This window comes from Prauserella aidingensis, from assembly GCF_024171865.1.
GTDB lineage: Bacteria > Actinomycetota > Actinomycetes > Mycobacteriales > Pseudonocardiaceae > Prauserella > Prauserella aidingensis.
Genome location: NZ_JAMTCN010000019.1, coordinates 52016 through 76503, shown reverse-complemented (window position 1 = coordinate 76503; position 24488 = coordinate 52016). Strand labels below are relative to the sequence as shown.

Here is a 24488-nt window from a genome sequence, read left to right as displayed (position 1 = left end):
GATGAGATGTCGACGTTCGGCCCGCGCACGTCCGAAGCCGGTGGGTCCGCGGGCGACCGCTTCCGCCGGTGGGTGTTCGCGCGGCACGCGCATCCGATCAGCGCGTGGTCGCGGTGGGCCACGACACCGTTGCTGGTACTGCCGCTGTGGACCCGCCGATGGCAGCACGCCGCTGCGGTCTCGGCCTGGATGGCGGTCAACCCCGTGGTGACGCCGCCGGTGCGCTCCGAACGGTCGTTCGCGACGCGCGCGATCCTCGGCGAGGAACAATGGCTGGCCGATCCGGCGCAGGACACGCGGTCGAGCGTTCTCAACGTCGTCGGCTCCGCAGGCCTGGCCGTCGCCGCGGTGGGCGCGTGGACGAAGCGTCCGCTGCCGACGACCGCCGGACTCGCGTGGTCCATGACCGTGACCATGCTCAGCTGGCGCCGCTACGCCGAACTCCACGACGCCGAATGCCACGGGCGAACCGTCCTGCCGCGAACCTGACCAGCAGGCGAGCGCTGCCGCTTCCTTCCCACCGGCACCTCCTCCACCCTCGTTCTCCGGCTGAGGTGTACGACGTACACCTTCTGAGGTAGTGTACGGCGTACACCTGGTTGGGGAGGTCGCTCATGCACATCACATCGACGTCGCTGCGAGGGGTCGCGGCCGTCGCGGCGCTGCTCGCGGGACTGCTGTTCGCCGGCATCCAGTTCGTCCACCCGGTCGACGAGGTCGCGAGCGTGACCACGCCGATGTGGGCGGTCACCGGTTGGCTCACGTTCGCCATGGCCTGTCTCGGGCTGATCGGCGTGACGGGCCTGTACTTGCGGCAGGTGCCGCAGACGGGGGTCCTCGGGCTCAGCGGGTTCGCACTTCTCGCGTTGTTCTACGTGCTGACCTGCGCGTTCACGTTCGCGGAAACGCTGTTCCTGCCACTGGTGGCCGACTCGGCACCCGCGTTCACGGCCGATTTCCTCGGCATCGTCAACGGCGAAGGCACCGGCGGAACGCTCGGCACCCTCGAAGCGATCGGGCCGCTGTCCGGCGTGCTGTTCATGGGCGGAGGTCTGCTGCTCGGTGTGGCTCTGTTCCGGGCGCGTGTCCTGGCCCGCTGGGCGGCCGCGCTGCTGGCGCTCGGGGCCGTGGTGCCGCTGTTGACCTCGTTCCTGCCGCACGGCGTGGGGAGGTTCGCGGCCCTGCCGGTGGCCGTCGCACTGGTCGGGCTCGGGTGCTCGCTGTGGGTGCATCGCCGGGTCGAGGTCCGCACGTAGGCTGTTTCCGTGCCGCGAAACGGGAACAGCACACCGCTCAACAGGAAGCGGGCACTGCGCGCCGCGGTCGAGCTGGCCGACGCCGAGGGCATCGACGCGGTCAGCATGCGGGGCCTCGCGAGCCGCCTCGGTGTCGTCCCCATGGCGCTGTACAAGCACGTGTCCAACAAGGACGACCTGCTCGACGGGATGGTCGACACGCTGGTCGCCGACATCGACCGGCCCGACCCCGCTCAGGGGTGGAAAACCGCCGTGCGGGACACGATCCTGAGCGCCAGGCGGACCATCGTGCGGCATCCGTGGGCGCGGCACGTCATCGAGACGCGGACACGGCGCACGCCCGACGTACTCGGCTACATGGACGCGCTGGCGGGCGCGTTCCTCGCGGGCGGATTCTCGGCGCAATTGACGCACCACGTGATGCATGCGCTCGGGCACCGCATCTGGGGGTTCAGCCCGGAGGCGTTCGACGAGCCCGAGGTGGCCGACGACGCCACGCCGCCCGCCGACCCGGCCGAGCTCGAGGCGATGGTGGAGCACATGTCGGCCACCTACCCGAGCATCACCGCGATCACCCTCGCGACGATCGACGGCGACCTGTCACGCCTGGGCGAGGGCTGCGACGAGCAGTTCGAGTTCGAATTCGCCCTCGACCTGTTGCTCGACGGCTTCGAACGACTCCACGAGGCAGGCTGGTCCCTCGCGAACCGCTGACGGGCCGGTGTCCGTAGCGACAGCAAGGGGAAGCCGACGAACGTGGGGTTCGCCCCGAAGTCAACCGGCGAAACGGAAAAGGCTCGCACTCTTCGAGTACGAGCCGTCCAGCTGTCGATCCGGAACACAGCGAATCGAGCAGACTGTGGAGCTGAGGGGAATCGAACCCCTGACCTCTGCCTTGCAAAAGCAGCGCTCTACCAATTGAGCTACAGCCCCTGGGCTCGCGAACAGTACCGTTCGCGGGCGCCGGTGTCAGTTCTGGCCTGCTCCGGTGCTCGCCGGGGTGCTGCCGTTGAGGGAAGCACCGTTGACGTGCGTGTCGACCGGAGCGGTGGCCTCGCGCCACAGGTCCGCCTCGGCCTTCGCGTCCTTGTTGCGCTTGATGACGAAGAACACGCCACCCGCGACCACGGCGAACGCCAACAGCTTCTTCACGGCCGAAGCCTCCCTCTGGCACGAACTGACCCTGCCGACCCGATGTTACTGCACCCCGCTACGGCCGGTTTACGCGGTCCGGCGATACGGGCAGCCGAGGGGTGGAGCGGCCACGGGCGCCGCCCCGGCCGTGGACACAGGCACGAGAGAGGCACAGGAGGTTCACATGAACCAGAGGGACGAGCAGCAGGAAGGCCTCAAGGGTGCCGTCGAGGACATGAAGGGCCGCGTGAAGCAGGCCGCCGGCTCCCTGCTCGGTCACGACTCGATGCAGCAGGAAGGCAACGCCCAGCAGGAGAAGGCCGAGGCCCAGCAGGAGGTCGCCGAGAAGGAGGCGCAGGCCAAGGAGGCCGAGCGCAAGGCCAGCGAGTCGCAGGTTCGGGAACGCTCCCAGCAGGAGTGACGTCTACCCGAGATCGCGGATGGTTCCACGTGGAACCATCCGCGATCTTGTGCGCATAACACCAGGCCAGCGCAACGGGACAGCACTCGAAGCTCGGACTCCGACGCGTCCGGGGACCGGAGAGACCCACTTGCGTCGCGAATCTCGGACATCTAGTGTCCAGGTTGTGCGCATGAACGAGGGAGTCGAATGGGCGGTACACAGCTGCCTCAACCTGGCGTGGCTGGGTGAGCGCACCGTGCCCGCGGCCAGACTCGCGGCGTTCTACGAACTGCCCGCGGCGTACCTCAACAAACAGCTGCAGGCACTGGCCCGTGCCGGCATCCTCGCGTCCGTATCCGGGCCACGCGGCGGCTTCCGCCTCGCACGGCCACCCGAGAAGATCACGTTGATGGACGTCGTCGCCGCGATCGACGGCGACGAACCGGCGTTCCGCTGCACCGAGATTCGCCAACGGGGCAGCGCGAGCGACCCCGCCACCTACAGCAAGCCGTGCGCCATCGACTCCGCGATGCGCAAGGCCGAACTCGCCTGGCGACGCGAACTCGCCGGACAGTCGGTCGCCGACGTCATGGCGACCGTCGAACGCTCGAACCCCGGCGTGCCCGACAAGGTGCGCCGCTGGTTCGACGACACCCGCTGACACCACGAATCGACGGCCCGAGTCCACGACAACGCGGACACCCGCCGACTCGGTCACATATTCCGGATATTGAACATCCAGAAAAGGAGCTACCGATGCAGGGACGACTCGAAGGTCTGCAGTCCGCCGCCGAAGGCGGGTTCAAGGCCATGTACGCGATGGAGCAGTTCCTCGCCGACAGCGACGTGCCCCAGGGCCTGCTGCACCTGCTGAAGCTGCGCGTCAGCCAGATCAACGGCTGCGGCTTCTGCGTCGACATGCACGCCCGCGACGCCGCCGCCGACGGCGAGAGCGCCGAACGCATCAACGGCGTCGCCGCGTTCCGAGAGATGCCTTACTTCACCGATGCCGAACGCGGCGCACTGGAACTCGCCGAAGCGGCCACCCGGATCGCCGACAACCCGCACGGCGTTCCCGACGACGTGTGGAACGCCGCCCGCAAGCACTACGACGACGCCCAGCTCGGCGCGCTGATCATGGCCGTCGCCGCGATCAACGCCTGGAACCGCATCAACGTCACCAACCGAACCGTCGCGGGCACCTTCGCCCGCTAGGTCCTCGACCGTGGTGCCCCCGGGGGCTTCGCGTGACGGCGGCTTCCCGGCGAACCTCAGTCGTCGGATCCGCCGTCCAGCCAGATGCACGGGGACGACGCGCCGAGCGACAGATCGCCCTCGATGCTCTGGGTGACGGACATGCGGAACGCGTCGCCGCTGTGCTGCACGGACACGAACCGGTCGGCGGCGTCGCGATGGTCGGCGAGCACGCGGAAGTCGTGGGACGTCCAGTGCTCGACGAGCGCGTCGACGATCTCGGCGTTCCGGCCGCCGGGAAGCTCGTCGAGCCAGTACGTCTTGCCGACCTCGTAACGACCGCGCGGCCCGCGATCCTTCGGGTCGCCGCATTCGAGCGCGTCGTCGCGCTGCAACGTCAGCGCGGGCTGCACGGGCAGCGCGGCGACGGCACGGTCGATGTGTTCCTGCGCCCGCGTGCGAGCCTCGTCGTGGGTCAACGTCCGCAAGGCCTGTGCCCCTTCTCCGGCCGTGGGCCGGCGCCGCGCGTCACAACGGTCCCCTGCCCAGGATGATCGCCGCGAAGTTACGCAGCGAATCGGAATCCTTGTTCCAGTACTGCGAATGCGCCTCGGCGGACAGGCCCGCGGTGAACCACTCGCCGTCGGCGCCGGGGTCGGATTCGAACACGGTCGCGCCGAACTCGTCGTCGATCGGCTGCGGCCCGTGGACGAAATCGGGCGTCAGGCGGATGACGTCGTTCTCGGCCGTGGTGGCGAAGACGCGGCAGCCGTCCGGGAGCTGCAGCTCGGAGACGTGGTCCACCCCGACGCCCGGGCTGCCGACGAACACGACCGCGTCGACGTCGAGCAGCGCCTCGGACGCGGCATGGCCCACCACGGTGGAGCCGTAGCTGTAGCCGATGACGGAATTGTAGGAACGCTCCCCTTCATGGGTCACCCGCAGACCGTCCTGAAAGGACAGAAGTAGCTCGCCGCCGACGACGGCTCGGTCGTCGCTCGCCGATTCGAGCAGGTCCTGCGGCGCGTCGTAACCGAGCCACGTGATCGTCGAGGTGGTGCTGCGACGGGACAGCTGGTTGACCCGGTCGACGATCGCGTCGGTCTGGTCGAGCTCGCCCCGCACGGTCGTCAGGTTGGTGCCGGTGCCCTGCACGTTCGTCACGACGTGGTCCGCCGTGTCCGGGTTCCCGGTCGCGATGATCGCCCGGCCCCTCCCCTCGCGGGAGAAACCGAGGAGATACGCCCGGGGACGCGTGCGGGTCGCCTCGCCGTCGATGTACCGCTTGATCGCATCCATGGCCCGGACGACGGCGTCGCGATCATCGGCATCGTCGTCGGAATCCGGCTGTTCGGCGGTGACGGCGGCGTACTCGGCGTCGAACCACAACCGGTTGGCACGATCACGATCGGCGACGGGAATCCCGTCGAGCCCGCCGACCTCCGCCGGGTGACCGGTGATCGCGGCGTCGCGTTCGTCGGCGGACATGTCCCGCCACCAGCGGGCGACCTCGTCGGGAGAACCGTCCGCGGGGATTCCGTCGACCGGATCGGCCCTACCGCCCGACTCGACCGCCACTGCCGCCTCCACGATTCCCACCACTCGCCCGACAACGCCCCCGGCAGCGTAACGTCCAGCCGGCCGCCACCACGCCTCCGTTCGCGGGGAATTCACCGCTCCCTCGCGCCAGCCCACCCGCGGTTCACACCGTCTTCCGGTGGTGCTCCGTCATCCAACGGCCTCCGGTTTCCTTCGGCCCCCGAAGCCCTGTGGTCCTCGATAGAGCAGCTCCTCATACAGTCACCGTCTGTGAGCCTCCGCCTGTTCTACATCGACGACTCGGGCGCCGAGTCATCACGTCTCGTGGTCTTCGGATGGGCGGAAGTCGACGTCACGAACTGGCGGCCAGCGTTACGCGAGTGGCTCGATTGGCGGAAGCAGCTCCATTCGACGACAGGGGTTGCCGCAAGCTACGAGCTCCACGGTACGAAGTTCGCGAACGGTCGAGGCCGTCCGACCGAGACCTCTTGGGACAACCGCAAGGCATACCGGAGCATGGTGATGGTCGACGCGCTCGGCACGATCGCCGCATTACCCGGGATCCGTACGGGTGCTGTAGTTCACCGGGTGGCTCCCGGCACGAAGTTTCACCGAGCGAAGGCGGAAACGTACGGGAAACTGGTCACGATGATCGATCAACGGCTCAACACCGACGACGACCTCGGCATGGTCATCATGGACGGTGACGGCTCCGATCCGATGTATCGCGCAACCCACCGGGACCTCAAACTCGCCACGCGCTCCATCATCGAAGATCCCCTGTTCCAAGGTTCGCACCTCAGCCAGTGGGTACAGATCGCCGACCCCATCGCTTACGCCGGGTACATGGCGGTTCTCCGTGAGCCCGCGAAGAAGGTCATGTGGGATTGGTATCCGGCACTCCTCGGCCCCAGCAACGTCACAGGAAGTCTGCCCTACGAACTGTGACCTCGAAAGCGCCTGGAAAAGAAGCTGGACCCGATCCCCCACGTGAGTGGGACGGGTCCGCAGTACAAGTATTCACCAGGAGACGCGATTCCGTCAACGTGCCCGCAGACACTCACACCGGCTTCCAGTGGGCCTCCAGTGTGTCGACGAACGGGTCGGCGAACTCGTCCGGGAAGAACAGTCGTCCCCCGGGTATTTCGACGACGTCGGTCGCGCCGGGGATCAGGCGCTGCAACCAATGAGCCCACTCGATGTCGAAGAAGACGTCGGCGGTGCCCCACACGAGCACGGTCGGCACCTCGCACGCTTCGAGTTGCGGCCGGACACGGCCGAGCAGCTGCGGGTTGACGGACCGCAGCAGCCGCTCCATGAATCGCACCGCATCTCGGCTGCCGAGGATCGGCGCCAGGTAGTCCACGACGACGTCGTCCGGCAGTTGCGCGGGATTCCGGTAGCCGACCCGGAAGATCTGCTTGACCAGCGCGGGCCATCGCACCACCGGCCCGGCCACGCGGAACAGCCCCAGTCGCGACGCCCACGCCACGGGTGCGAACGCACGCGGAGGCGTGTTGCCCTCGGTGTCGCAGTTGGTCAACACCCACGAGGCGAACCGGTCCTCGTGGCGTGCCATCACGATCTGGCACACGGCGCCGCCCGTGTCGTTGCCGACGAGGTGCACGTCCCACAGGTCGAGTTCGGTGAGCACGGTGCCCACGGCGTCGGCCATCCCCCACAGCGACGCCTCGCCGATCGGCGGCGTGTGCCCGTGTCCGGGCAGGTCCACCACGATGCACCGGCCGTGGCCACGCAGGCGCTGCACCACGTTCCGCCACAGGCGGCCGTTCGTGAACACGCCGTGCACGAACAGCGTCACGGGCCCCTGCCCCACGTCGACATAACTGATGCCGCCGGCCTCACGGCGATGGGCGGCGAATTCGTCGGTCATCGACGGCTCCTTTCCGTTCGGTGCACCGAACCTGGCACCGCCCGGGTCCGCGCGTCGATTACCCGTTCGGTAATGGCCGCGTGAACGGGGCCCGTCTACGGTCGGCGTATGACCGTCGGCCCGCTGATCCGCGAATGGCGCTCACGCAGGAGACTCAGCCAACTGGAGCTGTCGGCGCAGCTCGGCGTGTCTGCACGGCACATCAGTTTCGTCGAGACCGGCCGGTCCGGCGCGAGCCGCGCACTGCTGCTGCAGCTCGCCGAACACCTCGACGTCCCGCTGCGCGCCCGCAACGAACTGCTGCTGGCCGCCGGTTACGCACCCGCGTTCGGCGAACACCGCCTCGCCGACGGCGCCATGGAACCCGTGCGCCGCGCGATCGACACCGTTCTGACGGCCCACGAACCGCACCCCGCACTCGCGGTCGACGAGTGCTGGAACGTCGTCGCCGCCAACCACGGCACCGCGCTGCTCCTCGAGGACGTGGCGCCGGAACTGCTCACCGCGCCACCGAACGTCCTGCGCCTGACACTGCACCCGGACGGCCTCGCACCGCGCGTGAACAACCTGCCGGAACTGCGGACCTCACTGCTGCGGAAGGTCGAGCAACAGGCCACGCTCAGCGGCGACCCGCGACTGTCCGAACTGTACGACGAGCTCTCGTCGTACAGCGACGCATCCGCCGACGCCGCGCAGGTCGCCGACGACAGGGTGTTCCTTCCCGTCCGACTGCGCATGACGGGCGGCACGGAGCTGCGGCTGATCACGACCGTCACGACGTTCGGTACCCCGCTCGACACCACAGTCGCCGGGCTGTCCATGGAATCGTTCTTCCCCGCCGACGCCGAGACCGCCGAATTCCTGCGCCGCGACGCGGAAAACGGCACGGACCGGCTCGAACGACTCGCCACGCGGCATCCACACCTGGTGCAGTACCTCGCGGGCGGCTGACGATTCCGGCGCTCCTCCGTGTCCCCATGTGGAAGTCGCCTGTGGACAGTTTGCACAGCGGTGATGCACGACTGCATCGCTGATAACGATGTGACAAGCCGGCCTGCGCCCGGCCATTCGGGTGGGCGGCGACGTCCCCGCACGGCTCGGGTCACGCGCACAATCGACGTCGTGACGCGCGATTCCGGGAACGAGAACACCGGCCCCCACGGCACCACGGCGATGATCGAGCTGGAGCTGGACGAGATCCGGGAAGTCGCCGCCTTCGCGGTCGCGTGTGCACAGCCCGCACTGGTGATCTTCGAGGACACCTGCCCCGGCGATTCGCGTGCGAGGGAAGCGCTCGACGCCACCCGTGCGTTCGCGGAGGGCGGACGGCGGTCGAAGGCGATCCGCGACGGCGCGTGGGCGGCGTGGCGGGCGTATCAGGAGACTCGCGACGCCGGACGTGGCGCCGCGAGCGAGGCCGCCCGCGCGGCACACACGGCCGCGAGCTCCGCGTACCTGCACCCGCTGGCGAAGTCGACACAGGTCAGGCACATCCTCGGCGCTGCGGCCCACGCGGCGCGGGCGTTCGAACTCGACGCGGGTGACCACGGCGCCGGTGACGACTCCCGTGGCGACGGCTCGGATGAGGGCGCCGGTGAGGGCGCGAACGTTGCGGCCGAGCGACTCGACCACGCGTGCCTGCTGGCGACGCCGGTCGTGGTCGACGTGCTCCGGCGTTACCCCGAGGCTCCGGCAGGCGGTGCCCGTCCCGGCGAGCTGCTCCGCGCGCTCGACGCCGCGTTGCGCAACCGACCGTGACCCGTCCCGCGAACCCGCAACACGAGCCCCGCAACCTGCAACACGGTCCCCCGAAACTGCAACACGGTCCCCTAAAGCCGCAACACGGGGGCGGGGACGAAAAAGGCGCCTCCCGCGTATGCAGGAGGCGCCTTTTCTACGTGCGGTGGGCCCAGGAGGACTTGAACCTCCGACCTCATCGTTATCAGCGATGCGCTCTAACCGTCTGAGCTATGGGCCCGTGCGGCGATGAAAACTCTACCCCACCGCCGCTGCCGGGGTTGACACGGGGTCACTCCCGCTCGGAGAGGGTCATCTCCAAGCCGCCCGCCAGGTCGGCGGACACGTTGTAGATGAACGCGCTGACCGTGGTCAGGGCCGAGATCAGCACGATGTTGATCGCACCGACGATGGCGGCGATGCCGAACACGCGGGGCGCGGTGATGAACGGGTCCCCGACGCCTTCGGTCGCCTCACCCTGCACCAGCGAGGTGTACGTGCCGTTGATCTGGTCCCACACGCCCATGCCTTCGAGGACGGTGTACAGCACGCCGACCGCGACCAGCCAGATGAAGAACAGCGCCACGCCCAGCACGAGCGACAGTTTGAGCACCGACCACGGGTCGAACCGCTTGACCTGCAGGCTCGCGCGCCGCGGACCACGTCCCGGCCTGCGCAGCGCGCTGACCGGGGTCGACCGCTTGCCACCGTCACCGGACGCCGCGCCCGATCCCGCACCGCTCGCCGTGCCGACACCCTCGGGCGGGGCGAGCTCGTCGTCCCCCTCGGGACCGCGGCCGCCGAACAGCCGGTTCGCCGCGGTTCCGCTGACCACCTGGGTGTCGGCGTTGCTGCCCCCGTAGTCACCGCCGGCCGAGCCGGCAGCGGCGTACTGCTGCGTCGGCTGGTACGACGCCTCGTCGGCGGGCAGCTCGCCCGACGACCAGCGGTCCCCGAAGCCCTCGGACTCCGAGTCCGACACGGCGTCGACATCCTTCGCCACACGCTGCCACGGCGGTGCGACCTCGTCCTCGGCAGCTGCGTCGGCGCCGCGCTTGTCGGTGTTGTCGGGTGGTGTCACTACCGGTCAGTCCCTCGTCCGCACTCGCGTCTCGTGCCTACCGCTTACTCTTGCTCGTTCCGGGGAGCGTCGCCCTCCGAGGACGTCTCGTCGTCGGCGGCCACGGCGGGGTCGGTCTCCCCCTCCGCCGAGACTGCCGCATCCGATGTAACAGCACCATCAGCCGCGCCGCCCGCGTCGTCCGATGTGTCCGCGGTGTCCTCCGCGGCCTCACCCTCGGGGACGTCCGACGGCTTGTCGGCATTGCGGGCGACGGCCAGCAACGTCGTTCCCTCGTCGAGGTTCATCAGCCGAACACCCTTGGTCTGCCGTCCGGCCTTGCGCACGTCGTCGGCGCGCGTCCGAATGACCCCGCCGGTGGAGGTGATGGCGTACAGCTCGTCGTCGGACTCGACCACGAGCGCACCGACCAGCCTGCCACGCTTGCGGTCCTGCTGGATGGTCAGCACACCCTTGCCGCCGCGGCCCTGCACCGGGTAGTCCTCGATGTCGGTCCGCTTGGCGTACCCGCCGTCGGTCGCGACCAGCAGGAACGTGTCGGGCTTGACCACGCTGATCTTCAACAGCTCGTCGCCCTCGTTGAACCGCATGCCCAGCACACCGGACGTGGCGCGGCCCATGGGGCGCAACGTCTCGTCCGTGGCGTGGAAGCGGATGGACTGGCCCTCCGCCGACACGAGCAGCAGGTCGTCGTCGGCCGAGGCCAGCACCGCGCCGACGAGCTCGTCGCCCTCACGCAGGTTGACGGCGATCAGCCCGCCCGAACGCGCCGAGTCGAAGTCGGTCAGCTTGGACTTCTTGACCAGACCGTTCCGCGTGGCCAGGACCAGGTAGTCGGCGGCCTCGTAGTCCGGGATGTGGATGACGCCCGCGATCTCCTCGTCCGGCTGGAACGCGAGCAGGTTCGCCACGTGCTGACCACGCGCGTTCCGGCCGGCTTCCGGCAGGTCGTAGGCCTTCGTGCGGTACACGCGGCCCTTGTTGGTGAAGAACAGCAGCCAGTGGTGCGTCGAGCAGACGAAGAAGTGCTGGACGATGTCGTCCTGCTTGAGCGTCGCGCCCTGCACACCCTTGCCGCCGCGCTTCTGCGAACGGTACGAATCCGTCTTGGTGCGCTTGGCGTACCCGGTGCGGGTGATGGTGACGACGACGTCCTCTTCGGCGATCAGGTCCTCGACGGACACGTCGCCGTCGTAGGGAATGATCTTCGTGCGGCGTTCGTCGCCCCACTTGTCGACGATCTCGCGGAGCTCGTCCCTGACGATCTGCCGCTGCCGCTCGGGCTTGGCGAGGATGTCCTCGAGGTCGGCGATCTTCGCCTCGATCTCGGTCAGCTCGTCGATGATCTTCTGACGTTCCAGTGCGGCCAGCCGGCGCAGCTGCATGTCGAGGATCGCCGTGGCCTGGATCTCGTCGATGTCGAGCAGCTCGATCAGGCCCGTGCGTGCCTCGTCGACCGTGGGCGAACGCCGGATCAGCGCGATCACCGCGTCCAGCTGATCCAGCGCCTTGACCAGACCACGCAGGATGTGGGCGCGTTCCTCGGCCTTGCGCAGCCGGTACCGGGTGCGCCGGACGATGACGTCGAGCTGGTGGTTCGTGTAGTGCCGGATCATCTGGTCGAGCCGCAGCGTGCGCGGCACACCGTCGACCAGCGCCAGCATGTTGACGCCGAAGTTGTACTGCAGCTGGGTGTGCTTGTAGAGGTTGTTCAGCACCACCTTGGCGACCGCGTCGCGCTTGAGCGTGACGACGATGCGCATACCGCTGCGGGAGTTCGTCTCGTCGGCGATGTCGGCGATGCCCGTGAGCTTGCCGTCGCGCACCAGCGTCGCGATGTTCTCGACGAGGTTGTCCGGGTTGACCTGGTACGGCAGCTCCGTGCAGACCAGCGTCGTGCGGCCCTTGTTGTCCTCCTCGACCTCGACAACCGCGCGCATCCGCACCGAGCCGCGGCCCGTGCGATAGGCCTCCGAGATGCCCTGCGTGCCGAGGATCAGACCGCGCGTCGGGAAGTCCGGCCCCTTGATGCGCTGCATCATCGCGGCGAGCGTCTCCTCCTCGCCCGCCTCGGGGTTGTCGAGCGCCCAGATGACGCCGTCGGCGACCTCGCGGAGGTTGTGCGGCGGGATGTTCGTCGCCATGCCCACCGCGATGCCCGAACCACCGTTGACGAGCAGGTTCGGGATCCGGCTCGGCAGGACGTCCGGCTCCTGCGTCCGCCCGTCGTAGTTGTCGGAGAAATCGACGGTCTCCTCGTCGATCTCCCGCAGCATCTCCATCGCGAGCGGGTCGAGCCGGGATTCTGTGTTGTGACTGACGAAACCGTCGGTGACGAACGCGTGGTCGTCGGAGTCGACCCGGAGGCTGTACACCGGCTGCACGCCGGCGTCGGTGACGGATTCGACCTCGGCGTAGTAGTACCGACCGTCGACCAGCGGCTCGACGACGTCGAGGACCTCGGTGTTCGTGATCCGGGCCGAGATCTCGTCACGACGGGACTCCCACCGGGCGATGCGATCGACGTTGTGCCTGCGCAGCCAGTCCCGCTCCGTCCAGCGCTCCGCCCCGTTGGCGCGGATGTACTCGGCGACGAACGGCGCATGGTCGGACGACATGGAACGCGAGTCCTCGGGCAGCCCGTCGAGGATCGTCTCGAGCTTGCGGGTCTTCGTCAGGTCGAAGCCGACCCGCTCGGCGAACAACCGGACATCGCGACGGTTCGTCAGGACGACCTTGTACTCGCCCTTGTCGTAGGCCACGAGCTTGCCGACGACGCCGAACTCGAGCAGCAGCTGCTGGACGTCGTGAGCGAGGCGCTTGCTGTAGGTCGAGTACGACAGCTGCACGGACCGGCGCGGCAGCGCCGACACCGAACCGTCGCCGGTGAACAGGCCGACGAGGAAGGCACGCTTGACCGTCGACCCGCTCGACCACACGAACTCCGGAACCCGCTTGTCCGCACTGCGCATGCCGATCATCTCGGCGAGGCGGCTCTCCCGGAACGCGGACATGTCGTGTACGTCCAGTTCGTACAACGTCGAACCGGATTCGATCATCCGCTCGAAGGTGTACCGCGGCCCGCCGATCACGTCGTCGTAGGCGGCGAGAACGTAGTCGAAGAACTCACGGTCGATGTTGTTGAAGCCGGCCCGCTCGGCGGAGGCGAAACCCTCCGACACGAACGCGCCGGCCAGCAGGCCTTCCGACCAGCTGTGCACGGACGTCAGGCCGTCGGCGGGGGCCTCGGTGCGCTGCATGACGACCTTGTCGCCCGGCCGGACCTCCTCGAGGAGCTTCCACACCAGCGTCGGCACGCCGACCAGGCTCACCAGGCACAGCACCGGGTGGTTGTGCGTACCGGTGAGCTCGAAGCCTTCGCGCGTGGCGAGCGTGAGGGTCGGGTGGTCACCCGAGTGGAACAACATCTCGGCGCGAACCGGATCACCGTTGCGGTCGGCGACCTTGAGGTCGACCGGGTTGTCACTGTTCGGCTTCGCATCCGCCGCGATGCTGTCGATCCGCGGTGTGGCGCCGTCGGCCAGCTTTACGCGGGTGTCGCCGACGACGCAGTACCTCATCGCGGCAGCCGGATCGTTGCCCGGCGAGCCGAAGTTGCCCTGGCCGTCGATGAGCGGGTACCGCATCGACCAGGACTGCGCCAACCGCACGAGGGCGTCGTAGATCGCCGAGTCACCGTGCGGGTGGTAGTTGCCCATCACGTCGCCGACGACGCGGGAGCACTTGTTGTACCCGCGGTCGGGCCGGAACCCCGAGTCGTACATCGAGTACAGCACCCGGCGGTGCACCGGTTTGAGCCCGTCGCGCACGTCCGGCAGCGCTCGCGACACGATCACGCTCATCGCGTAATTGATGTACGAGTTCTGCATCTCCTGCTGGAGATCGACCGGCTCGACACGACCGTGCTGGCCGTCGGGGGGCAGGGTTTCGGTCACGGCTGGTTGTTCCTTTCAGACCTGATCCGGGTGGGTGGTGCGGGCTCCGCGGATCAGATGTCGAGCATTCCGGCGGCCTTGGCGTTACGCGTGATGAACGAGCGGCGGGCGTCGACGTCCTCGCCCATGAGGACGGAGAACAGTTCGTCGGCGGTGGCGGCGTCGTCGAGGCTGACCTGCAACAGCACCCGGCTGGCCGGGTTCATCGTGGTCTCCCACAGTTCGTCCGAGTTCATCTCGCCGAGACCCTTGTACCGCTGGATGCCGTCCTCCTTCGGCAGCTTCTTGCCCGCCGCGGCGCCGGCCTCGAGCAGGCCGTCCCGCTCACGGTCGGAGTAGGCGTACTCCGCCTCGGCGCGCGGCCACTTGATCTTGTAGAGCGGCGGCTGCGCCAGGTAGACGTAGCCGTGCTCGATCAGCGGGCGCATGAACCGGAACAGCAGCGTCAGCAGCAGGGTGCGGATGTGCTGGCCGTCGACGTCGGCGTCGGCCATCAGCACGATCTTGTGGTACCGCAGCTTCGAGATGTCGAACTCGTCGTGGATGCCGGTGCCGAGCGCGGTGATCAGCGACTGCACCTCGGCGTTCTTGAGCACGCGGTCGATGCGGGCCTTCTCGACGTTGATGATCTTGCCGCGGATCGGGAGGATCGCCTGGAACATCGAGTCCCGGCCCTCCTTGGCCGAACCACCCGCCGAGTCGCCCTCGACGATGTAGAGCTCGCACTGCTCCGGGTCGGTCGACCGGCAGTCCTTGAGCTTGCCCGGCAGACCGCCGATGTCCATGGCGCCCTTGCGGCGCACCAGGTCACGGGCCTTGCGGGCCGCGTCGCGCGCCTGCGCACTCGAGATGGCCTTGTTGATGATGGCCTTGGCCTCGGTGGGGTTGCGCTGGAACCAGTCCGAGATCCACTCGTGCGCGTTGGTCTGCACGAACGTCTTCGCCTCGCTGTTGCCCAGCTTGGTCTTGGTCTGGCCCTCGAACTGCGGCTCGGAGAGCTTGATCGAGATGATCGCGGTCAGACCTTCACGGACGTCGTCGCCGGTGAGGTTGGCGTCCTTCTCCTTGAGGAGGTTCTTGTCGCGGGCGTAGGCGTTGACCACGCGGGTCAGCGCCGCGCGGAAGCCCTCCTCGTGGGTGCCGCCCTCGTGCGTGTTGATCGTGTTGGCGAACGTGTAGACCGACGGCGTGAACCCGTTGTTCCACTGCATCGCGACCTCGACCTCGAGGCCGTCGCCCGCCGCCTCGAACCCGACGATCGTCGGGTGGATCGGGTCCTTCGTGTTGTTGAGGTGTTTGACGAAGTCCTCGAGCCCGCCCGGGTAGTGGTAGGTGCGCTCCTTGATGCGAGCGGCCTCGCCCGTGGCGTCCTCACCGTTCTCGTCGGCCACGCGCTCGTCGCGGAGCACGATCGTCAGGCCCTTGTTGAGGAACGCCATCTCCTGCAGCCTGCGCGCGACCGTCTCGGCGTTGTACTCGGTGGTCTCGAAGATGCCCGGGTCCGCCCAGAAGGTGACGGTCGTGCCGGTCTGGTCGGTGGGCCCCGCGTCGACGAGCTCACCGGGCTCGGAGTTCTTGTAGTGCTGCGTCCACGTGCGCCCGTCGCGGTGGATCTCGACGTCGAGCTGCGTCGACAGCGCGTTCACCACCGACACGCCGACGCCGTGCAGACCACCGGAGACGGCGTACGAGTCGCTGTCGAACTTGCCGCCTGCGTGCAGCACCGTCAGCACGACCTCGACGGTCGGGCGCTGCTCCTTCGGGTGCAGTTCGACCGGGATGCCGCGACCGTCGTCGACCACGCGAACACCGCCGTCGGCCATCAGCGTGACCTCGACCGTGCTCGCGTACCCCGCCATCGCCTCGTCGACGGAGTTGTCGACGACCTCCTGGATCAGGTGGTGCAGGCCGCGCTCACCGGTGGACCCGATGTACATGCCGGGGCGCTTACGGACGGCCTCGAGACCCTCGAGGACCGTGATGGAGGACGCACCGTATTCGTTCTGGTTCTCTGCCACCGGCCTGACTTCTCCTCACCATCGCCACACGCGCACGCGCGCGGGAAATCTGGGACGCGGGCACCTTGTCGGCTCACCGTCTCGCACGCGCTCACACGGGGTTTCCCGCGCGCCGATCCGGCCCACCTGTCCTAGTTTACTTGGCCAGTCTCGCTCACATGCACCAAGGACACGTCTGATTTCGCCAGAGAGCGACGATCTCGACCCTGATCGGGTCCCGGGGCTGACCCGATCAGCGACGCCGCGTGTCGGAGAAATCGGACGCCCGCTCCTCGGTTGGGTTCAGCCGTACGTGTCACGGGGACCCCTCCCGGACACGTGTCGTGGCCCCTTTCGCCAGCTCGGAGCCGCCGGACCCTGGATCTTCATGCGCTTGACGACGCCGTGTCCCACACCGGAGGCGATCTTCGCCAGGAGCTGGCGCTGCAGCAACCGGAGCTGCGTGGCCCACGCGGTGGACGAAGCCCTGACCACCAGTTCTCCGTCGGTGAGGCTCACCGGCTGGGCGTGTTCCGCGACGTCTTCACCCACGAGGGTGGCCCACCTGCCGAAGACGTGGCCGCCCGCGAGCCGGTCGCTCCAGCCGAACTGGGTCGCCATGCGGGCGGCGATCCGGCCGAGGCTCTGCGGGTCGCGTTCGTCGGCGCCCGCGCCCGACCACCGGCGCCTGCGCGGGTTCTGCGACGTCTGCCCCTGTTTGCCCGGCGGCCCCGGCTTACGCCTGCCCGGTTCGTGCCCCCGGTTCTTCGCCCGGTCCTGCGCGGCCTTCAACACCGAGTGGGCCAGGTCGCGGCCGCTTTCCGTCGTCTCGGGCAGGCCCGTGGCTCCGCCGTCCGAGGACTGCGCGGCGGCTGTTCGGCCGGGCTGCTCGGCGCCGGTCGCGGAGGGTGCGGCACCTGTGGACGGAACGTCACCGCGGCCGCCGCCGTGCGGGTTGTCCCCACGTGCTGTGGGCGACCCCGCGTCCGGGACTGCTCCGGTCGGTGCGGTACGGTCACGCTCCGTCGCTCGATCGGGCTTCTCGCGCCCGAGTCCCCCCTCGTGGGGAGTATTGACCGTCTGATCATGGTCTGCAGTTACCCAGTGCGATAACAAATCCAGGGTGTTATCCACACTGTCCACAGACTTATCCCCAGTTTGGCGACGTTTAGCTGTGCTCGCGGTCACGCCGCGTCGCTGATTTCCCGTATTGCGGGTGCCGTCAGTCACGTGTTACCTCACCCTCCGCGACCGCAAAGCGGACGCCGGTCAGCTCGGTCGGCACGTCTTCGTCCACAGCGGCCGTCACGAGCACCTGTTCGGCACCCAGCGCGACCTCCGCCAGCCGTGCCCGCCGCCGCTTGTCCAACTCGGCGAACACGTCGTCGAGCATCAGCACCGGCTCACCCCCTGCCTCGCCGCGCAACAGCTCGTACGAACCGAGCCGCAACGCCAACGCGAACGACCACGACTCGCCGTGGCTCGCGTACCCCTTCGCCGGGGTGTCCCCGAGCACCAGGTCCAGCTCGTCGCGGTGCGGTCCGACCAGGCTTACCCCACGTTCCAGTTCCGCGGCGCGCGACTCGCCGAGCGCCAGCCGCAGCACCTCGGCGAGCCGCTCCGGGTCCGTCCGTTCACCACCGGGTTCGCCGTAGCCCTCCGGCAGCGCCTCACCGAGGCTCGACCGGTACGCGATGCGGGCGGGTCGCGAATCCGGCGCCACCCCCGCGTACGCCTCGGCGGTGTGCGGCGCCAGGTCGGCCACCAGGTTCAGCCTCGCCGCCAACAGCTGCGCCCCGGCCTTCGACAGGTGGTCGTCCCACACGTCCAGCGTCGACGCCGCGTACGGGTCGTCACCACGCTTCTTCCCCGCCGACTTCAACAGGGCGTTGCGCTGCTTGAGCACCTTGTCGTAGTCCGAACGCACCCCCGCGTACCTCGGCGCGCGCTGCACCAGCAGCTCGTCGAGGAACTTGCGGCGTTCAGCGGGGTCGCCGCGCACCAGCGCCAGGTCCTCCGGCGAGAACAGCACCGTGCGCAGGATCCCCAGCACGTCCCGCGGCCTGCCGACGGCACCCCGGTTCACGCGCGCCCGGTTGGTGCGGCCCGCGGCGATCTCCAGCTCGACCGTCAGCTCACGGTCCTCGTTGACCACCGCGGTCCGCACCAACGCGCGTTCACACCCCTGCCGCACCAGTGGCGCGTCGTTCGCGACCCGGTGTGAGGAGAGCGTGGCGACGTAACCGATCGCCTCGAGGAGATTCGTCTTCCCGCGGCCGTTCTGCCCGACCAGCACGGTCGGGCCCGGCTCCAGCGGCACGTCGACGTGGTCCCACGAGCGGAAATCGGTCACCTGCAGGTGACGGATGTACACGTCGTTATCCGGCGGCCTCGGTCACTCGCCGGCCTTCTTGACGCTGTGCCCGCCGAACTGGTTGCGCAACGCCGCCACGGCACGCATCGCCGACGAGTCCTCCTGCCGCGAGGCGAACCGCGCGAACAGCGCCGCCGAGATGACCGGAGCGGGCACCGAGTTGTTGATCGCCTCCTCGAGCGTCCACCGGCCCTCGCCCGAGTCCTCGACATAGCCTTCGAGTTCGGCCAGCTGCGGGTCTTCCTCGACAGCACGGATCAGCAGGTCCAGCAACCACGACCGGACGACCGTGCCGCGCTGCCAAGCCTTGATCACGCCGGGCACGTTGTCGACGACGTCGGAGGCCTCGAGCAGTTCGAAGCCCTCCGCGTACGCCTGCATCAGGCCGTACTCGATGCCGTTGTGCACCATCTTCGCGTAGTGACCGGCACCGACACCTCCCGCGTGGGCGAAGCCCTCGTCCCGCGGACCCTCCGGGCGCAGCGCGTCGAAGACCGGCATCGCACGCTCGATGTCCGACTCGTCACCGCCCGCCATGAGGCCGTAGCCGTTGTCCTTGCCCCACACGCCACCGGACACGCCGACGTCGACGTACTTCACGCCCTGTTCGGCGAGCACCGCCGCGTTGTGACTGTCCTCGGTGAACCGCGAGTTGCCGCCGTCGATGACGAGATCGCCGCTCGCCATCAGGTCCCCCAGCTCCGCGACCGTCGCCTTGGTCGGCTCGCCCGCGGGCACCATCACCCACACGATGCGCGGCGCGTCGAGCGCCTTGACCAGGTCCGCGAGCGACGAGACGTCACTGACCTCGGGGTTGCGGTCGAACCCGACCACCTCGTGCCCGGCGGCGCGCAGCCGCTCGCGCATGTTGAAGCCCATCTTCCCGAGGCCGACCAGTCCGAGCTGCACCATCGAAATGCTTTCCCTTGGTTGTCGCGTGTGCTTGCTGTGACTGCCGGGTGGATTCAGCCGGGCAGCCGCACAGGCATGAGCAGGTACAGGTAGCCGGGCACCACGTCGCCGTTCTCGTCGGCCGGCTTGATCAGCGCGGGCCGGTTGGGCGTGGTGAACGTCAGCTCCGCACGGTCCGCGTGCAACGCGGCGAGCCCGTCGGCGAGGTAGCCCGGGTTGAACGCGATCGCCACCGGCTCGCCCTCGAAATCGACGGGCAGTTCCTCCTCGGCGCTTCCCTCGTCGTCGCCACCCGCCGACAGCCGCAGCGAGCCGTCACCGAACTCCAGCCGTACCTGCGTACCCCGCTCGGCCACGAGCGACACCCGCTTGATGGCCTCGGCCAACGTCGACACGTCGATGACGGCGCGGCAACTGTGCTCGCTCGGCAGCAGCTGGCGGTAGGGCGGGAACTCGGCGTCGAGCAGGCGGGTCGTCGTGTACTTCCCGGACCCGGTCAGGCCGAGCAGACCGTCACCGCTGGCGAGACCGACCTGCACCGTCGACCCGCTCGTGCCGAGCGATTTCGCGGCATCGGCGAGCGTACGGGCCGGGACCAGCACGGAGGCGTCACCCAGCTCCTGCGCGGGCGACCAGTTGAACTCCTTCATGGCCAACCGGAACCGGTCCGTGGCGACGAGCGTGAGGTTCTCGCCGGAGATCTCGACGCGCATACCGGTGAGCATCGGGAGCGTGTCGTCCTTGCCCGCGGCGACGGCGACCTGCGCCACCGCCTGCGCGAACGCCTCACCCGCGACCTCGCCCGCCAGGTCCGGCTGGGCGGGCAGCTGCGGGTAGTCCTCGACCGGCATCGTCGGCAGGGAGAACCGGGCGCTGCCGCAGGTGATCGAGGCGCGCGCCCCGTCGACGGCGATCTCCACCGGCTGGGCGGGCAGCGCCTTGGTGATGTCGGCGAGCAGCCGGCCGGACACCAGGGTGCGCCCACCGTCGGCGATCGTCGCGGGGACGCCGACCGTCGCGGACACCTCGTAGTCGAAACCGGACACCGTCAGCGCATCCGAACCACCGTCACCACCGGCGTCCAGCAGCACTCCGCCCAGCACCGGAACCGGAGGCCGGGACGGGAGGCTGCGTGCCACCCAGGCGACGGCGTCAGCGAGGCCATCACGCTCGACGCGGATCTTCATGGCGCCCATCCTTTCGACGGCCCGAGCCGCCGTAGCTCGAAAGACGACAAACGACCACCTGCCGGATCCCCTCGTGGTTCGAGGTGAGCCCGGACCGTGGCTGTAGCGGGTCCGCCAACGTACAGCGTGTCGACATGTCGATGCATCTGCGCTCCGGACCCGGGGACGGGCCGGAACCGACCGACATGGAGACCCGCTGCTCGAGCGGACCGGATGTGTGGGTCTCCACGGTAGAGCCTGGGACCGCTGCGGGTCATATCGGGCCACGGGCCCGCCGGCGGGTTCGTCCCCATCTTCCACGGCCTTCTCTTTTTCTTCTGTTCTTCTAAGAGAGATCTTTTGTCCAGCCGTAGTAGTAAGCGTTGTGAGTTGTGTGGACGGGGCTCGTTCGCCCAGGTCGGCAGGCGTGGCGGCGTGTGGAGGACAGGGGGCGGCAACCGGTGGACCGTTCGGGGGTCGATGTGGGTGGTGTGAACCGTCCTCAGGCGGCCGGTAGTTGTCCCCATGGTTGTCCCCAGTTGTGGGGACGGTTGTGCCCAAGGCCTGTGAGCGGCGGACGTGAGACAGATCGCCCGCAGGGGTGACGGATTTCTTGGCACACAAGGATTTCCACACAGTGGGGATGTTTTCCCAGCTCATTCGTGCACAGCTGCGGTGGCAGGGGGCCGCCTGAGGTGCAGCGTTCCGGTCAGGGCGTCGGTGGACATCCTGCGGACAGGGTGCGGACAACCCTGTGGATGCTGTGGACCTCCGGTGGACAACCGGGTCGAAGATCGGGAGTGAGCGGTTTTCGCGTTGTGACGCGGAAACCGACGAAGGCCGCCTGTTCACAGTGGACGGACCGGCCGGAGAGGGCGTCACGACGGCGTCGGGAACCGGTTCGAAGGCTGACGAGACGCGATCCGCGGGTGTTCTCGGCTCGTCCGAAGGCGGTTCGACGGCTGAGCGAGGGCGGTTACGGACGCCGTTCTCGGTCGGCGCGGCGCCGTTCGAGGCCGGCACGGGGCGGCTCGGGGCTGCTCGAGCGGCCGAGTGGAGGCGGCATCGTGGTGCACTGCCACGCGATCGGGTGTCCGACCGGCCGCGTGCGGGTCCTCTGCCGGGGCTGGTCCGGCCTCCCCCTTGGGCGAGCCTGGCCGGTGCGACCGCGTAGCTGTGCGCGCAGTCCGCGTGGGTGCAGTGGGGCCGGGACGCGACCTCGGTACGCGGTTCTGGTACGCGGGTTCACAGGCCGCTTCGGTGCCGCGCCCGGTGGTCTGATCCGCGCGTACCGGGTGCAGATCACGCGGGAAGAAGCGCGTCAGCGCGGCGGTTGGGGCCGGCGGTCGGGCGACGGGCGGGCGCAGAACACGCGCGGGGACCGTTCGTGTCCGCGCGTTGTCAGGGACGGTGGCGGTGCCCTGAAGGCGCAACACCCGCCCCGGAAAGCGCAACACGGTCCCCGGGAAACGCAACACGATCCCTTGAGAGCGCAACACGGTCCCCGGGAAACGCAACACGGCTTGGGGCTATTGGCGGGCGCGCTGCTTGATGCGGGAGGTGAGTTCCTGCACCTGGTCGTAGATCCGGCGCCGCTCGGCCATCTCCTTGCGGATCTTCTTGTCCGCGTGCATGACGGTCGTGTGGTCGCGGCCGCCGAACGTCTGCCCGATGCGGGGCAGTGACATGTCGGTCAGCTCGCGGCACAGGTACATCGCGATCTGGCGTGCCGTAGCGAGTGCCTTCGTCTTGCCGGGTCCGCACAGGTCGTCGACCGTCACGTCGAAGAACTCCGCCGTCACACCCATGATCGTGGGGGCGCTGATCTCCGGTGCCTGCGAATCCGGAATCAGGTCACGGAGGACGATCTCCGCCAGCCCGACGTCCACCGGCTGCTGGTTCAGCGACGCGAACGCGGTCACACGGATGAGCGCGCCCTCGAGCTCACGGATGTTCGCCTCGATGCGGGCGGCGATGAACTCGAGGACGTCACCGGGAACGTCGAGCCGGTCCTGCGCCGCCTTCTTGCGGAGGATCGCGATCCGCGTCTCGAGCTCGGGCGGCTGGATATCGGTGATCAGGCCCCACTCGAACCGCGTTCGCAGCCGGTCCTCCAGCGTTTCGAGGCGCTTCGGCGGCCGGTCGGACGAGACGACGATCTGCTTGTTCGCGTTGTGCAGCGTGTTGAAGGTGTGGAAGAACTCCTCCTGGGTTCCTTCCTTGCCTTCGAGGAACTGGATGTCGTCGACGAGCAGGATGTCGATGTCGCGGTAGCGGCGCTGGAACGCGACCTTGCGGTCGTCGCGCAGCGAGTTGATGAAGTCGTTCGTGAACTCCTCGGTCGACACGTACCGCACGCGCATGCCGGGGAAGAGCCGCTGGGCGTAGTGCCCGACGGCGTGCAACAGGTGCGTCTTGCCGAGCCCGGACTCACCCCAGATGAACAACGGGTTGTACGCGCGGGACGGCGCCTCGGCGACGGCGACCGCGGCCGCGTGCGCGAACCGGTTGGACGCACCGATGACGAAGGTGTCGAACGTGTACTTCTCGTTCAGCTTGGTCTTCGACGTCTGCGGCTGGGCGGGCGCGGTGTACGGCTGGCCCGCGGTCGGCTGGCCGGTGAAGGACGGCCAGATCTCGTTGGCCGCGGCCAACGCCTCACCTTCCTCGTCGACCTCTTCGTCCGAGTCGGCCAACGCCTCGAGCCGGGACTGGCCCGCCGACTGCGTGGCCGACCTGCCTCCGGACTGCGCCGGACCCCCGGAGTTCTGTGCTCCGGGCGACGGTGAGCGCCCGTCCGCGCGTTCCGACGTGTCGGCGGCCGCACCTGCCGCGCGAGAACCCGATCCGGACGAGGCGTCACCCGCACCGGCCTGCCCGCGGGTGTGCTGCCTGCCGGACTGCGCGCCGGCGTCGGGGGGCGACTGCCTGCCGGGACCCGACTGGTGTTGCCCGGCCGGGTGCGGCGCGCCGCCGTTCTGCCCACCGGCGCGCGGCTGCTGCTGCCCGGACTGGGGCCCCGGCTGCTGCTGCGCCCCGGGCTGCTGGGGCGCGGGCTGTCGAGGAGCGGAGTGCCGCGGTGCGGTGGAGTGCTGCGGATACGGCGTCGGCCTGCGCCCCTGTGACTGCGCGGAGTGCGAAGGCGTGGCGTGGTGGGACGACGACTGCTCGGTCGTGCCCGAGCCGGCCGAACTCGACGCGGCGTCGGCCGAACCGCTCGACGGGACGCCGGGTGGCGGTGGGGTGTCGTCGCGGATCGGCGGGATGGTCGGCATGACCATCGTCTCCTCCGCGGCAGAGGTCGGCGGGACGCGTGGCGAGGCCGACGGCCCGCCGGCCGACGGAGTCTGCGGTGACGGGGCCTGCGGTGACGGGGTGGTCGACGGCGCGGAATCGGCGGCCGCCTGCGACGTCGGCGCACCGTTGTCGGCGCCGGACGAGGCGAGCGTGCCTTCCATCCGTCCCGTCGGCGGGTACTGGGTCGCGGGGTACTCGGCCCCGGGCTGCTGGGTCGTCGGGGACTGCTGCCCCGCCGACGAGTACTGGGGCGGGGACGTCGGACCGTTCGGGGCGGGCGCGCTCTCGGCGGAGTCGACCTTCACGGCGAGCGAGACGTCGCGGCCCAACCTGCGGGAGAGGGCGGCTGTGATCGGCTCCCGCAGCGCGCGCTCGATCGCTTCCTTGGCGAAGTCACTCGGCGCGGCGAGCAGTGCGGTGCCGTCGAGCAGGCCGATGGGGCGAGTCACCCGCATCCAGGCGCGCTGCTGGGGGGAAAGCGTGCCGTCGGACAGCTCCTTGACGACCTGTTCCCACACGGATCCCAGGTTCAGCTGTTGGTCAGACAC

General features: G+C 68.9%; 21 protein-coding genes and 2 tRNA genes. 9 read left to right on the top strand and 14 right to left on the bottom strand.

What is annotated here, in order from left to right:
* The first annotated feature begins 6 nt into the window (after positions 1-6).
* The 3 genes from LY13_RS18205 (at position 7) to LY13_RS18195 (ending at position 1970) form a co-directional block, all read left to right on the top strand.
* Positions 7-489 (top strand): DUF6653 family protein, encoded by a 483-nt coding sequence (locus LY13_RS18205; protein WP_253829751.1) that lies wholly within the window; start codon positions 7-9, stop codon positions 487-489.
* Positions 490-614: 125 nt separating this feature from the next.
* Complete coding sequence (locus LY13_RS18200; protein WP_253829750.1) at positions 615-1256, top strand: hypothetical protein; 642 nt, start codon at positions 615-617, stop codon at positions 1254-1256.
* A gap of 9 nt (positions 1257-1265) precedes the next feature.
* Positions 1266-1970, top strand: coding sequence for a TetR/AcrR family transcriptional regulator (locus LY13_RS18195; protein WP_253829748.1), 705 nt, complete (start codon positions 1266-1268; stop codon positions 1968-1970).
* Positions 1971-2116: 146 nt separating this feature from the next.
* Here the strand turns inward: LY13_RS18195 and LY13_RS18190 are convergent.
* Both LY13_RS18190 and LY13_RS18185 read right to left on the bottom strand, forming a co-directional pair.
* A tRNA-Ala gene (locus LY13_RS18190) sits at positions 2117-2189 on the bottom strand.
* Between the two features lie 36 nt (positions 2190-2225).
* A complete protein-coding gene (locus LY13_RS18185) occupies positions 2226-2408 on the bottom strand; it encodes a DLW-39 family protein (RefSeq protein WP_183647413.1) in 183 nt (60 codons plus the stop codon).
* A gap of 166 nt (positions 2409-2574) precedes the next feature.
* Between LY13_RS18185 and LY13_RS18180 the strand changes: the two genes are divergently transcribed.
* From LY13_RS18180 to LY13_RS18170, 3 genes are all read left to right on the top strand, one after another.
* The gene (locus LY13_RS18180) at positions 2575-2811 is read left to right on the top strand and encodes a CsbD family protein (protein WP_253829747.1); all 237 of its coding nucleotides are present in this window, start codon (positions 2575-2577) and stop codon (positions 2809-2811) included.
* 166 nt (positions 2812-2977) lie between these two features.
* A complete protein-coding gene (locus LY13_RS18175) occupies positions 2978-3454 on the top strand; it encodes an RrF2 family transcriptional regulator (protein ID WP_253829745.1) in 477 nt (158 codons plus the stop codon).
* 95 nt (positions 3455-3549) lie between these two features.
* On the top strand, positions 3550-4008 hold the full coding sequence (locus LY13_RS18170) for a carboxymuconolactone decarboxylase family protein (protein WP_372493852.1): 459 nt from the start codon (positions 3550-3552) through the stop codon (positions 4006-4008).
* A gap of 56 nt (positions 4009-4064) precedes the next feature.
* On the opposite strand, the gene LY13_RS18165 is transcribed toward LY13_RS18170, so the two are convergent.
* Positions 4065-4475 (bottom strand): hypothetical protein, encoded by a 411-nt coding sequence (locus LY13_RS18165; protein WP_253829744.1) that lies wholly within the window; start codon positions 4473-4475, stop codon positions 4065-4067.
* A gap of 40 nt (positions 4476-4515) precedes the next feature.
* On the bottom strand, positions 4516-5577 hold the full coding sequence (locus LY13_RS18160) for an alpha/beta hydrolase (RefSeq protein WP_253829743.1): 1062 nt from the start codon (positions 5575-5577) through the stop codon (positions 4516-4518).
* Positions 5578-5796: 219 nt separating this feature from the next.
* On the opposite strand from LY13_RS18160, the gene LY13_RS18155 reads away from it, so the two are divergent.
* Complete coding sequence (locus tag LY13_RS18155) at positions 5797-6474, top strand: DUF3800 domain-containing protein (protein WP_253829741.1); 678 nt, start codon at positions 5797-5799, stop codon at positions 6472-6474.
* Positions 6475-6586: 112 nt separating this feature from the next.
* Here LY13_RS18155 and LY13_RS18150 read toward each other — a convergent pair whose 3' ends face one another.
* Positions 6587-7420, bottom strand: a complete 834-nt coding sequence (locus LY13_RS18150) for an alpha/beta fold hydrolase (protein ID WP_253829740.1) — start codon at positions 7418-7420, stop codon at positions 6587-6589.
* A gap of 108 nt (positions 7421-7528) precedes the next feature.
* Here LY13_RS18150 and LY13_RS18145 point away from each other — a divergent pair, with 108 nt between their 5' ends.
* Both LY13_RS18145 and LY13_RS18140 read left to right on the top strand, forming a co-directional pair.
* On the top strand, positions 7529-8371 hold the full coding sequence (locus tag LY13_RS18145; protein WP_253829738.1) for a helix-turn-helix domain-containing protein: 843 nt from the start codon (positions 7529-7531) through the stop codon (positions 8369-8371).
* A 222-nt stretch (positions 8372-8593) separates the two neighbouring features.
* A complete protein-coding gene (locus LY13_RS18140; RefSeq protein WP_253829822.1) occupies positions 8594-9178 on the top strand; it encodes a putative immunity protein in 585 nt (194 codons plus the stop codon).
* Between the two features lie 146 nt (positions 9179-9324).
* Here the strand turns inward: LY13_RS18140 and LY13_RS18135 are convergent.
* The 9 genes from LY13_RS18135 to dnaA form a co-directional block, all read right to left on the bottom strand.
* A tRNA-Ile gene (locus LY13_RS18135) sits at positions 9325-9398 on the bottom strand.
* A gap of 51 nt (positions 9399-9449) precedes the next feature.
* Positions 9450-10238 carry a DUF3566 domain-containing protein gene (locus LY13_RS18130; RefSeq protein WP_253829737.1) on the bottom strand — a complete coding sequence of 263 codons (789 nt, stop codon included), beginning with the start codon at positions 10236-10238 and terminating at the stop codon, positions 9450-9452.
* A gap of 44 nt (positions 10239-10282) precedes the next feature.
* Complete coding sequence (gene gyrA / locus LY13_RS18125; protein ID WP_253829736.1) at positions 10283-14194, bottom strand: intein-containing DNA gyrase subunit A; 3912 nt, start codon at positions 14192-14194, stop codon at positions 10283-10285.
* Between the two features lie 53 nt (positions 14195-14247).
* Positions 14248-16212, bottom strand: coding sequence for a DNA topoisomerase (ATP-hydrolyzing) subunit B (gene gyrB / locus LY13_RS18120; protein ID WP_253829735.1), 1965 nt, complete (start codon positions 16210-16212; stop codon positions 14248-14250).
* A gap of 282 nt (positions 16213-16494) precedes the next feature.
* The gene (locus tag LY13_RS18115; protein ID WP_253829821.1) at positions 16495-17028 is read right to left on the bottom strand and encodes a DciA family protein; all 534 of its coding nucleotides are present in this window, start codon (positions 17026-17028) and stop codon (positions 16495-16497) included.
* A 385-nt stretch (positions 17029-17413) separates the two neighbouring features.
* Positions 17414-18565: a DNA replication/repair protein RecF gene (gene recF / locus LY13_RS18110; protein WP_253829734.1), complete on the bottom strand. Its 1152-nt coding sequence runs from the start codon at positions 18563-18565 to the stop codon at positions 17414-17416.
* 21 nt (positions 18566-18586) lie between these two features.
* On the bottom strand, positions 18587-19534 hold the full coding sequence (gnd, locus tag LY13_RS18105) for a phosphogluconate dehydrogenase (NAD(+)-dependent, decarboxylating) (RefSeq protein ID WP_301299314.1): 948 nt from the start codon (positions 19532-19534) through the stop codon (positions 18587-18589).
* Positions 19531-20664, bottom strand: coding sequence for a DNA polymerase III subunit beta (dnaN, locus tag LY13_RS18100; RefSeq protein ID WP_253829732.1), 1134 nt, complete (start codon positions 20662-20664; stop codon positions 19531-19533). The genes gnd and dnaN overlap by 4 nt, the downstream gene beginning before the upstream one ends.
* 1508 nt (positions 20665-22172) lie before the next feature.
* Positions 22173-24488, bottom strand: a complete 2316-nt coding sequence (dnaA, locus tag LY13_RS18095; RefSeq protein WP_253829731.1) for a chromosomal replication initiator protein DnaA — start codon at positions 24486-24488, stop codon at positions 22173-22175.